This window comes from Streptococcus infantis SPAR10 (assembly GCF_000279535.1).
Taxonomy (GTDB): domain Bacteria; phylum Bacillota; class Bacilli; order Lactobacillales; family Streptococcaceae; genus Streptococcus; species Streptococcus infantis_I.
This window is the reverse complement of record NZ_ALCH01000004.1, coordinates 640,851-653,972: the sequence shown is the minus strand read 5'-3', so window position 1 is coordinate 653,972 and position 13,122 is coordinate 640,851. Positions and strand designations below refer to the sequence as shown.

The following is a 13,122-nucleotide window of genomic DNA, read 5'->3' as shown; positions in this document are numbered from 1 at the left end:
GGCTTTCCTTTATTAAAAAATATCGTTAAAAAGACTTGTCAAAGTTTAAAAATCTTATTCTTTCGGTTGTGAATAGACTTCGATATGCTGACCTAGCACTTTGATTTCTACTGGTAGGTCATCAGATTTGTCACCATCAACATCCGTTTCTAATTCAGAATCAGAAGAAATTTTTATATGACGAGCTTTTATATACTCGATATTATCATTTACGACGACATCCCCTTTTAATAAATCAGGGATAACTGACAATTTTGAAAGGATTGAGGCATCTTTCAGTATCAAGATATTGGCGTAACCATCCTTATCTTCATCAAAGATTTTTTTGTCAGCGAAATAATTGGTAAGGAGAACCAAGACATGGCTAGCTGGGCCAATATAATTTCCATTTTCTGTCTCAACAGAAATATTAAATTCTTGATCTGTAACCACTGACTTCATGGTATTAATCGCATAGGCGAGCATGCCAAACTTCGTTTTATCTTCTATCCCAACATTGTGAATCGCTTCTGGTAGTGAACCAATACTAAAAATGTATCCGAAATAGTGCCCATTTGATTTTCCGATATCAATCTTATTCGTAGAATTAAAATCGAGTTCGTCAATAGCACCATCAATATCTTGATTGATTTCTAATAGTTTCGTAATGAGATTTCCAGTTCCTCCTGGGATAATCGCTAGTTTAGGAATGTAGTCTTTTTCCGCTATACCAGAAATTACTTCATTGACAGTCCCATCTCCACCAAAAACAAGAACAGCATCATATCGCTCACGAGAAGCTTCTTCTGCAAAGTTTGTGGCGTCTTGCGCTTTCTCCGTAATTTTAATCTCCACATCTTCAAAATAGTCTCTAGCTTTATTCTCCAGTTTCACCTTATAATCCAAGGCTTTTTCGCCACCAGAGGTTGGATTGATGATTACCATAATTTTTTTCATTTATAATTCTCCTTAAGGATTTTAAAAATAATATAGATCAATTAAAAAAACTTTTTGTTTCTCATTCACTTATTTGATGTCGTATTAGATAGATAGTTTTATATTGAGTTAAAAACTATACATATAGAACTATCTAAACTCATTGTACTTGATTCTAGTTTATTAAGCAAGTTTACAAGATGAGCATTAAAAAACAAACCAACCTTTCCTTTCGATTGATTTGTTTATTTGTGAAGAGTTAATAAGTTTAACTATACAAAAACTCTTCCATCGCTTCCTGCATATATCCCTCGACATCTTCAATCTCTACAAACAGCGGGTCTATGTGGCATAAGAAGTGCCAATCTTCGGCGCCTTGTTTTTTGTAGAGAATTGCTTCGCCGTCTTCACTTCCGAAAAAGCTTCTGTCAGCTTCATACCCTTTGTTTTCTAGGAATGCTTTTGCCTTGCGGAAATTTGCTTCTCGTGCTTCTACATAAGCTTTCACTTCATCGTTATTCACGACATAGGCATCTACTTTTGTAGCTCCTTCGATCACTTTATCGTTTTTAAGGGACAGATTCGAAATTTCTTTCCAAATAATGTCCACGTTTTCTTCGGGTTCAAATGAAAATCTAGATAAAGGGACAATATTTCCATTGAAGTCAATTTCCATATAATCCGGCAAGTGTGTAGGATTAAAATATTCCACTACAAACCCATCTTCTTTTTCTAAAGTATATCCAGGTATTTTGGCTACAAATTCTTTCCCTTCTTCTAAAGTCTCAAATACGACTAAATCCTTTGAATAATTGTTTTGGTACAATTCTAATAGATACATCATTAATCCTTCCAATATTTGAAAAACCAACCGAGATTTAAGCAACTTACAACCTAATTATCTATCCTTAGTCTACATATATATTACATAACGAAGATATTTAACTATAGTTTATCCAGGATCTACATTTATGGAAGTTAATTTGTAACCATCCTCATTGTATAAAAATTCTAATTGTAGGGTTAAATCTACTAATTCAGAATTAGAGGTCATCTGATATTCAACAGCAAAACCAGTTTGATCACTAAATTCATAAACTTGTAGTTGAGAATACTCATAATTCGGATGGAAATTACATTCTACACCATATTCATCAATTTTATCAAAATTATTTAATTGTAACGAATCGTCAATATATTCAAGTAACTCTTTTACATCATCAACTTCTGAACCATCTGAGAAATAACCAAAAAAATTTTTTAAGCCAATTATACTCAATTATGTACTTTATTTAAGTGAACACTGGAAATTTTTTACTACTCTCAATTCAGTTGAAAATGTACTTTATTTAAGTGAAAACTAAAAAATTTTCAAATGTACATTTTGACAATAAAAAAACACTCTAATATCAATTTAATGAAATTTAGAGTGTTTTTATTTATCTATATTTTTTCAAACTGTACAAAGTGTTCTTGCTTTCTTCTGTGGCCTTTGCAAATGGAACACGACCTTTTATTGCGTTTTTTGTATGCCATTCTTTCTTTTACTTGAATTTTGTAACGGTGATTAAGATTTTCTTGACATATCCACCATACAGGCAGAATACTCAACTCTGTAATTTCAGTTGGACTTACTATCAAGGAGTTATTTAGATAATCCCACTCATTCATTAGACTTTGTTGCGTTGTTGCTAAATCGTTAAATCCTTTTAATACTTTTTGATTTCTACAGTATGGACAAGAATTTTCTCTGTAAAATTTTTCTTTAATAACTTTCTGATATTCTCCAGTACATACAGGGCATTTCCACCATGCATTATATGTTGAATTTGCCCTTACTGAAGACATTTCTTGTTTATTTAATGATGACCATTCTTTAATTAACCAAGGATGTGTTGTTTCAAGATCATTATAACCTTTTGCAGTCTTCTTAAAAGAACAATATGGACAACATTGGTCGTTTTTGTGGCGATCAGAAATTTTTGCTTTAAAACTTCTGTGACATTTTCGACAAATCCAATTGGTTAAAGCATTTGAATCATAAAAGAAGGTATCAATATCACCATTCAGTTCTTTTACCCATTCATTGTTTAAGTACGGTTTAACATAGCTTAGTGTTTCATTTGGTTTAGGAATTTTTTTATTACAGTAAGGACATATAGAATTGAGACTATTAGAATTATTGTTTGTAAACACACCTAGAACAATCCCTAATCTCTCCTGAAATTCTAAATCACAACAATCACAAATCCAATTAAATATTTTATTCTCGGTTTCTGACGATTTCGTCACCTCATCAGGTTTTTCTACATTCTTGCTACTCCAAAGGTCACACAACTCAGGATAAGTATCTGCAATTGTATTATAACCTTTTAATGCTTGTTCATCATTACAATATGGACAGCTATCTATTACTTCTTTTCTTATTGGAATTGAACAAAGGTATTCACCTTGACAAACAGAACACTTCCACCAATATTTTTTTGTTTCAATGTGGCTCAATGCTAAATGAACAGGCAATCCATTTTTATCGCTCCATTCTTCCTGTAATTTTGGGAAATTATAGAGTATATCATTGTTAAAAACAAGTGTATCCCAATCACAACGATTAGGACAAGTTTGAAAATTACTATTCTCTAAGTCGGTTCTTAAAATCATTTCAATTGGACTACAATAAAAACTGACTTTGCAGCAAGGGCATTTCCAATTTATGCATTTAGAAGACTTATACCAGTATTCAGAAATAGGTTTATCATTACTTTTATCCCAAAATTTCTCTAAATAAGGATGAGTTTCTTGTAAAGTATTATATCCTTTTAACATCAATTTATTATCACAATAAGGGCAGCCTTCAAGATGCCTTTTGACAACACTACATTCATATTGACCATGACATTTAAAACACTGCCATCTTACTAAGATGTTGGATAAACTATCAATCATATTACTTTTTACATGAGTTGGAATAAATTGCTTAAAAAGATTTCTATCTGTATGTAATAGGGGGTTCGCTTTCACTTTAATTGAGGTATCGAATGTAGCTTTACAGTTAGTACAATAGAAACTATATCTTTTGATTCTTGAAATTAGCTGATCAATAGACAACTTAAAGATATGGTCACATTTGTCGCATTTCCAATTTCTAGGGATTGTAACATTGTCACTTAACTTCAGATCATTAAACTCTACATCGTTTTGCTCCCCTGGAAGATAAATTTTCCGAAGATTAGGGTATGCTTTAGTGTAAGGTACAAAATGTGTACTTTCATTACATCCGACATGAACAAGCTCTTGATTATGTTTATTGATTAATTTAGAAGTGTTTGCTACATCTTTCCAACCAACATGACAGGTAGGACATTTGAAGTGAAATAACCTCTTTGAAGAAAAAGATAAATTATCAATCTCTTCCTGAATGGTTTCTATATTTTCATAATGAAAGTTTATGTACCTTAGAAAGTTAGGAATCCTTGCAGATATAGAGTTTTCCCCTTTTATGAACACTTTTCCAAGCTCACATACAGGACAGATTTTTGAATGATTTTGAATATTCTTATAAGATTTTGATGTACTTGCTTTCCATTCATAAGAACAGGTAGGACATTTCCAGTTAATGTGTTTTTTACTGGTAATTGTTATTTTTTCTACATCTATTTTGATATTCTTGTCAAAGTCCCAATAGTTCAATAAGGCTGGAAAATCAGTGATTAAGTCTGACATTTTCTCCTCCTAATACTTAGTCTTGTTATCCAGTAAGTCTTTTATTTCCAAAATCTTACTTTTGCTTGTTTGCTTTTCAGTATGAGTATGTTTTTCAAAAGATATTTTTGTGTCTGAAGTAATAACATTCTCACTAAGATACTTCTTAGTTACTAGTTGCTGATCAGATTTTAACAAGCCCTCTTCTTTTAACAATTCATTCGCAATATCAGGATACAAACTAGTTTTAAGAAGATTCCTTAACTTTTTGTTTTCCTCTAATAATTCTTTGTTTAACGCTGTCTGCTCCTTTATTTCAGCATTCTTTTCATTAAGTTGTGCTACCTCATTTTTCAACTCTGAAACTCTTGTTTTGAGCTTACTGGCTTCTTCCTTATATTCTATTGCTGCATCAACAACTCTTTTATAATAATTGTTAAGTTCCATCAATGCTGATTTGATTGCTTTAGGGGTTCTATTGGTCATTAAGAAACGTTCTACATCTAGAGTTTTATACGTTATAACTGTTTGATAAGTGTCGTCTTCAAATAGTTCCAATCTATCATTAAGGGCTTGTCTAAATTCTTTGTTTCTTCTAATCGTTGTGTCTGCAACCTGCGGAAATCCGTTGCTTCTAAGGTAATTTCCAAACTGTGGAATTTTGAATAGTCTAGGATTATTCGAACAATGTTCCAGTAAATAATGTTCAAATAATAATAGCAATTCTTGATTATCAATATACTTCTTTCTAGCCATTTGAGAACTCCTGTAAGGATAAATGTTTTTCAGTTAGATATTCTTGATAAGAATGACTAACTGTTTTAAGTTTTAATAATGCCTCACCAATATCTTCTATATTCCCCTTTCCTTGTCGAACTCTTTTTATAGCCTCATCTACAATTAAAGCTTCCTCGTCGATTGATTTCTTAAAGGATTTATCCATAGAGAAATAATCTTTTCCAGCTTTTCTGTAAAATGGACAACTAGTACAAGCACCAAGCTCTGCATGTGAGCTAATGACTTTAAGACAGTCTGAATAATCACCTTCCGCAAATCGAGGTGAATAACATCTGCCCTTATTATCAAGAGGAACATAGTTTTTATTAATGGTGTATTTATGTTGAGTTTTACTTATAGCGTAAGACGTTTGAGAGTTTGTTAATTTACGATAAAGCTGATAGCTCCTACATTCAATAAACTGACTCAGATTTGAAAAATAATGTGAAGATGTTGTGATACTATCATGTCCAGCTAAGAGCATTGCTGTTACTGGACTAGCTCCTTCTGCTATCAAATTGATCATTGCAATGTGTCTAGTATCTCCAATATGAATGAAATTAATCTCATGATCGTCTAATTGATTTGGGGAATTGATATGATGGACAAAATACCCATACTGTTGAGATACAATCTCATTAAAGAAATATTTTAAAATTGTATTTAAGTTACTGTACGTCAAGAAACGGTTTTTAGTACTAGCAATACGTTTCCATTTCCGATAATGAGAGTCTGTCACAAATAGGGTATCTAACTGTGTAGATGATAAGTCTTTGGTTAGCTCTAAATAATTTAAAATCTCACTCGCAAGCTTAAATGGTACTTCGTAAGTTGTTAAATAATAATCCTCTGAAATTTTATGGGATACTCCCTTGTCTTTTCCTTTTAAGTTATTTCGTCTGAGAGTTAAGTAATATTTTCCGTCTTTTTCTGTGAGACAATTTCTCTGAGTGAGCAAAAACTCCCTTGGTCTAAGTGGTACTACTGCTGTTATTTGCCACCATAAGTAAAGAGGGTAGTAAAACAATCTTTCCTCATCTAATAATGATTTAACCCAATAGTCGTTTAAAATATCATTAAATAAAAAATAGGATTGAAATTGGGCTAACTTTCGCTGTTTTTTAGTGTTCAGTTGATAACTAACATTTAAAAGTTCATCTAGTTGCTCAATCAGTTGGGTTAATTCGTTACTCTCTAAACATGGTAGTGTAGAAAGAAAATCTATACATACTGAGGGGTTGGAAATCTTCATATTTGCTAATGAGAAGGCTTCGTTCACTTTTAGTTCTCTGACTAATTTCTTTATATCTCTTAAAAAGGCTTGGAGAGTGATTAAAACATGATGTTCCATAGATAGCACTATAAAACTCTTTAAGTAGGTAACAAAATCATCAAAAGATAATTGAAATACTTGTTCATAAAACCTTTTATATTGGAATTTATTCAAGTTAAAAATGAAGCTAACGTTAGAATATTCATTAGTCGTTTCCCATTTATTTTCTTCAAAATTGGTGGTTAGAATAATCCCTTTTTCAACATAGTCTTGAAAACATTCTTTTGCGCTCTCAATCATATTGTCATCAAACAGGATAATTTCATTTACTTTACGAAATAATTTTGATTGATTATTCAACTGACTAACTCCTTAATAATATCCTCATAATCAGACAATACAGCTTCGCCATACTGTTCTGATAAAGCTTGCAACATTTCTGTAAGACATGGTTTAATCTGCTTCTCAAGAATGGCTCGAACCTTTCCTCGTTCAAGTTCATTCTTTAATTTTTGATATTGTTTATTGAGTCGATTAAACTCACCAATTAACAAAAGCAAGGTAGATTTTGTTTGTAATTCATACTGACAGCCGACGCAATGCTGACGGTCATCATAGGGACATAGTTTCCCTAGTGCAGATAAAAGACACATACTCTCTCCTTGCTTAGAAAAAGCTTCTCCGTTACCAATTCGATGACAGATCGTCAGTAATTGTTCAGGATCAACATTATTTTCAACTAGAGTTTTTAATGCTTGTTGCGAACGTGAATCAGCCCTAATACTCAATTCCAACGTTTTTTCAATTTCAATTGGCGTTAAATCTAAACTTTTAATCATTTGAGTTTGTTGGCTTGGACTTAATTTTTTATACTTTCCTCTAGTTACAATGGTCAAGAGCATAGACGGAATCATGGATAATACGCCTCGTTCAAATAGCTCTTTTGCAACCATTTCAGGTTTTAGTTGTCCGAGTTGGGCATCTTTTAGATACGTTGTTGTGGTTTGTGCAAATTCATTAAAATCCCCTTTATGGCTACGAGCTAATGCTGCTAGAAAATAACCTTTAATATTCAGTTCTGACTTTTCTTCAAGAACATCATCTGCTAACATTGCGACAGATTGTAAGTAGGACTTGTTTGCAGAACGACTACTAAAGTTACGCTCTAAAAATAAATTTCCGATTTCCTCTCCCATATAACTAGTAATCTTTTCATAAGTTTTAATTTGTCTGATCAATGGATTTTCTGCATTGTATGGTATTTGAAGTTGGAAATGTGCCTCACAGATAGCCAATAACGTTCCAATAAGAACCTGACAACTTTCTGGGACATGAAACTTTAACTGAGCAACATTAGAAGCGTTTTTGGTTTTATTAGGTGTTAAGTTTAAATAAGTCAATCTTGTTGTAATACTTAGTAAAGTCCTTCTAGCTTCACTACTACTCCAAGTTCCATCTACTACTGCTTCTAAAACTTCTAATGGTTCTCTTGTTAATTTAGGATGTCCTAATCTTTCTAAGTCTGTTGATCTTAGTGCGCAAATAAAATGTAACCCTAGATACAACCATGTATCTGCATAGTTTTTTGAATTTGCTGCTTTACACAACATATCATTTTTTATGATGTAGTTTTCGTTGAATAGGTAGTACATTAATTCAAGGTATTCATCTAATTCATACGCTCCATTTGCACTCTCAATCGTGTAACGCTTTGTCATTTCAAAACTTACTCGATAACGAGTAACGCCTTTATTGAGTAGCCATTTAATAAATTGAATGAGGATATTGCCTTGTGACTTCGTAAGAACTTCTGTTGCTACTTCTACTAAGGTCTCTACTTCAGCATCACTATATAGAAACAAATCCTTTGTTAAGTAGTATGCTAAAAAATCAAGTAGATAGAAACGATTTGTTTCACTCAGCTTTTCTTCTTCAGCAAATTGTACGAATAATTCACTTGTAGAAGGAAATTTTTTTGAAAAGATTCCTTCCATACTCTTAATTCCAGGAGGTGTTGTTAGATAGTCTTTGATGTGATTTTTAAGAACTTCAGCATCTTTTTCAGAAATAGTATAATCATCAAGATTTATAGACACACCAAACCATTCATTGTCTAGTAAGAATCCACTGACTTTCTCACGGTGTTTTATTGTAGCAGCACCTAACTCGACTAATATTCTTTCAAGATAATTTTTTAAATCTACTACCAATAGCTACTCCTTTTAATCTTCTCCAAACAATTTTTCTGCTTGCCAGTTCATATATTCAAAAACACCATTATTAACCTGACCATATTGTTTTGCAATTTCTCCTTTATTTTGTAAATAAACCCAAGCACTTTCTGGTGAATTGTCTCCTCTAGCAGACATCAGTTCACTAACTTCATTAACACCTGACAAAACCAATTGTGTGGTGTACCAGTGCCTAAAGATATGGGGTGAAATATTATTTTCTTGCAAGAGTTGACCAAAAAAGACAACCTCTGGGTCATCAGATTTAAGAAATATTGGAATCATTTCTTCGCGAATAATCTTACGAAATCGTTGATAGTACACATCGTATGACAATGCTTTCCCTTGCTTGTTAAGGCTTAATGGACCATAATCTTTCTCATACCTTTTACCTTCTAGGTAGCTCATATAGTCATTGTAGGTGTCTAAAAAGACCTCTAAGAAGATATAAGGTACAGCTTGAAGTCTTTCCTTTTTAATTCGTCCAGTTGACTTTAAATCGCTTCTAAGGGGCATTTCTTTTCGCAGATCAACCTCAATTTTAAATACTTGATTATCACTTTGGTGAAATATGATACCTGCCCCCAAAGGGCTATCTTCACGTCTTACATTACAAGCTTCTGATGGTCTTAAACCAACAAATGCTCCCAAGGCAACAGCCATAAGTAAATCCTTGTGACATTGAGCAATGTGAGCGAAGAGCATTTCAAAGGCGCTGTTTGGCATATCTCTAAAAATTGACTTCTGTGTGTTGCTATCATCAACAAATATCTCAAAATTCAGCTCTTTTCTTTTGATGACTCTGCCTCGTCTATTGGTAAACGTATTGATAGAATAAAGGTCTTTTGGCTTCAATTTAACCTTTCCTTTTCGTTCATTCAAGTATAGAGTTAAAAAATCAAGAACTGCATTTACACATTTTTCGACTGTACTTTTCTTTCTATTTTTTCTATCTTCTGGAAGTTGTCCTAAACCATAAAGCATAAAAAACTCCTTGACCATTTCTAAAGTTAGTTGATCAAGATTGTTAACCCCAACTGTTCCGTATATAAAATTCAAAAATTTAACAACGTATGAAAATCGTTTGTTTCCATCGTCTGAAATAGATTTAATCTTTGTGGCAGATTTTACATATCTATGAAAATCAGTGAATTGTAATGTGCCATCATCATGTTTGAGTGCAATCAATTGCTTTGTCACGATGTTGTTATCACCTAAAACCAGCGAATGTTTATAAACTACAAATTTCATTAATTCTCCTTGTTTATCATGACTGAAGGTTCTGACTGGCTTTTAGGATGTCAATACGCAAAAAAACGACCAAATCAGTACTGTTCTCCTTTGAGCTCTAAACTGCAAAAAGGAAATATCGATGAGTACTTTCATTGATCGTTATTATTATTTAAATTAATTCAATAATAAAAGTAACTTCATCTAAGTAATAAGAGCAATTAACTAGCTCAGCAACAACGATAACCACAGCAACTCCTTCTAAACGATGAAAGGAATATCCGCCGTGGCTATCTATATACTTTTTTTCTTTTACTTTGGTAAGTTACTTTTGTTATTTTTACTTTTTCTGTATTATATCATATTTTGATTAAATTGTCATCTGAGATAGTGATTTTAAAAAAGCTGGAAATTTTTTCAATTGTATATTTTGACAATAAAAAACACTTTAATATCAATTTAATGATTTTAGAGCGTTTTTAGCTTATTTGATTTTAAAGTTGTCGTCTATTCCTCAGAATTACTTGAAGAACAGGAAAAATTCGACAACAAAGTAAGTCGATCTATTCAGTTATAAAACCTATGAAGGTCTTTCTGCTGGAACTAGCCACTCCTACTTTGGAGATGTAGATTATACTCTTACTTATTCAACTGATAATATCCCTCATGATTTCTCCTCATGATGCGTCTGTGGGACTCAAAAGTTTTGGGAAACCTTTTGAGGATTAATTTCGTTTCACTAACAAACTCACACACTCCACATGTAGTGTTAGCTTTTTTCTATACTAATAGACGAAAGAGAAAAAAAGTGATTTTAGAATTATACTGTAGAAATAAATATTAACTTTGGTAATGACTAACTTTCTAAAATATCTTCAATAAGCGGTTCTATCCTCTGGATAATAAATCAGAAATTCTAAACTGCATGTAAACTCTATACAATTCAAGGTACTTCAGAAATCAAACATCTTCAACACTATTTTCAACTTATCTAAATAAATAAAATAAGGAGGAAAGTTTATTAACCTTCCCCCTTATGACTTTTTGAAAACCTCTTTCAAGGATTTCACGCCGTCGTGGCACTAAAATATAACTATATTATTCTATCATAACCAGCAACTTTTTGCAACACTTACTTGCCAATTCTATTAAAAAAATTTTTATTAATATCAAACTTCAATAGTAACATATTTTTTAAATAATATGATTGAATAGCTCGATCAATCCTTTTAAGAGAGAATCTATTAAAAGAATTTAAAATTTTTAAACCTTGATAAAACTTTAAAACTCTATTATTCCTTTTAGGAGTAAGTAACAAATCAGAGATAAAAAGTCTATTGATTAGAATACTATTTCCCGTCCTATATCTGGTTATGAGACCAAAGTGTGCCAATTGGTTTCTCAACTCACGCAGTATTTCACAAGCGTTAATGAATTTTTCTCGACTCCCACTAATAGAGGAATCAAATCCCATCTCACTCATAATTTTATTTTGTATAGCAATGTCTAATCCTTGGAATAAAACCAGCAAGTCATTCAACATTAGTGTATCAATAATAACCCAAAGCGGAGGATTTTTATAGCTAGAAATATATGGATATTTAATTTTACAGAAGTCTGAATAAGATAATTCAAAAAATCTTCCCTCTATGTTATTAATTTGAATCGTCACATTCATAGAACCGTTTAATGAAGAAATATTACTAGGAGTATTAGAAGCTTTTATTGAAAATCTCCCTCGATATTGATTTATTTTAAGGTCATCAACTATTCCATCAAAATCACCTTCTAGGTTGTAATATACATCTCCGTTACGAGTATGAGAGGTACTAATTTTACCTGTAAACATTACATCTTTAATCTTGGCAGAAATAGTATGCACTCTAAAAAAAGAATGCGTTTTTTTATTATCTCCATGAGTATAAAAATACTCTGTAAAAGAATTTCGATTGTGTGCTATCGGTAGCACATAACAATTGATATCTAAATACTTTAAGTTAGAAGCAATACCATTATTGCAATGAACTTTTGAAAATTCGTATGCAATTCTCGACTTCAGTTCAACCTCAATCTTTTCGATTTCTTGAAATAGGTACTTAGCTATATTTCTATCTAATGTGTATATTCTCTCAAAATCTTTAAAAGAGACTCTTTTCATATATTTTTTAGGGTTAGAGGTCTCCAAAAAAATAGTTTCAAAACCATTTATAGAATTAAAATAATTTTTCTGCTGAATAAAACTTACCATCCCTGGCTCATCGGTAATCTTCAAATTCCTGCCCCGTTGAATCAAAATCTGCTCTTCAATAGTTTTAAACGCTTTTTCTCTAGTCATATTTTATTATCCATCTGCAATATCTTTGATTATATTATATTTTCGAAAATATAACTATCAAATATAAAAGCCTTAATAGTTATTTTTCTTGTTTACTTTCAAAGTCATTCAACAATTTCAGTATACCACAAAAACGCAAATTAGGCTGTAACGAAAATGTTTTCCAGCTGTTATTACAGCCTTTCTTTTTCTATAACTGTACCTCAGTTCCCTCTGTGAAGGGTACTCTAATTTTCCTATCCTCTTAAATGCTGATGTGGTCTAGAAGTTGATTCATCATAACTCATTCAAATTTATCTAAATCTAGTATCTGATACATCTGCTTAGCATAGTCCTTATGAAGAAGATTTGTTGCTTGCTCTAGCAAAATAAAAATTACTTGATACCTCTAATCACGTACCTCTCATCATAGATTTTATAAATTACAAATAATCGTAATCCACCTACTTGTCGTCACGATGCAAACCGCTATATATTATCAGCTACTGATCCTTTTTAAACGTTGGATAGAATTTGTTTATATAGGAGGTGAAAGTTTTGACATCAATGCTACAGCCCCGTTATAATGCATCTGTGGGACTCAAAAGGTTTGGGAGTTCAAAGCTCCACTGGAGCTTTGAAATAAAAAAGCGAGAGATTTAGCTACGTTTCACTAACAAACT

At 32.0% G+C, this 13,122-nt stretch carries 9 protein-coding genes; all 9 read right to left on the bottom strand.

The genetic code is table 11. The features are described 5' to 3' along the window. Positions 1–54: 54 nt before the first annotated feature. On the bottom strand, positions 55–936 hold the full coding sequence (locus SPAR10_RS08340; RefSeq protein ID WP_004252864.1) for a diacylglycerol/lipid kinase family protein: 882 nt from the start codon (positions 934–936) through the stop codon (positions 55–57). 247 nt (positions 937–1,183) lie between these two features. After that, complete coding sequence (locus SPAR10_RS08335) at positions 1,184–1,756, bottom strand: hypothetical protein (protein WP_004252858.1); 573 nt, start codon at positions 1,754–1,756, stop codon at positions 1,184–1,186. 111 nt (positions 1,757–1,867) lie between these two features. Next, positions 1,868–2,194, bottom strand: coding sequence for a DUF7668 domain-containing protein (locus SPAR10_RS08330; RefSeq protein WP_004252856.1), 327 nt, complete (start codon positions 2,192–2,194; stop codon positions 1,868–1,870). A gap of 164 nt (positions 2,195–2,358) precedes the next feature. Next, a complete protein-coding gene (locus SPAR10_RS08325; protein ID WP_004252854.1) occupies positions 2,359–4,635 on the bottom strand; it encodes a zinc-ribbon domain-containing protein in 2,277 nt (758 codons plus the stop codon). Between the two features lie 9 nt (positions 4,636–4,644). Further along, positions 4,645–5,370 (bottom strand): MreC domain-containing protein, encoded by a 726-nt coding sequence (locus tag SPAR10_RS08320; protein WP_003007349.1) that lies wholly within the window; start codon positions 5,368–5,370, stop codon positions 4,645–4,647. Next, positions 5,363–7,024, bottom strand: coding sequence for a hypothetical protein (locus SPAR10_RS08315; RefSeq protein WP_004252853.1), 1,662 nt, complete (start codon positions 7,022–7,024; stop codon positions 5,363–5,365). Before SPAR10_RS08315 ends, SPAR10_RS08320 begins: the two co-directional genes overlap by 8 nt. Continuing rightward, a complete protein-coding gene (locus SPAR10_RS08310) occupies positions 7,021–8,874 on the bottom strand; it encodes a hypothetical protein (protein ID WP_004252851.1) in 1,854 nt (617 codons plus the stop codon). The genes SPAR10_RS08315 and SPAR10_RS08310 overlap by 4 nt, the downstream gene beginning before the upstream one ends. Positions 8,875–8,886: 12 nt before the next feature. Further along, positions 8,887–10,146 carry a site-specific integrase gene (locus SPAR10_RS08305; RefSeq protein WP_003007331.1) on the bottom strand — a complete coding sequence of 420 codons (1,260 nt, stop codon included), beginning with the start codon at positions 10,144–10,146 and terminating at the stop codon, positions 8,887–8,889. 1,111 nt (positions 10,147–11,257) lie between these two features. Continuing rightward, entirely contained in the window at positions 11,258–12,460 is a 1,203-nt protein-coding gene (locus SPAR10_RS08300) for an Abi family protein (RefSeq protein WP_003007328.1), read from the bottom strand. Between the last annotated feature and the right edge of the window lie 662 nt (positions 12,461–13,122).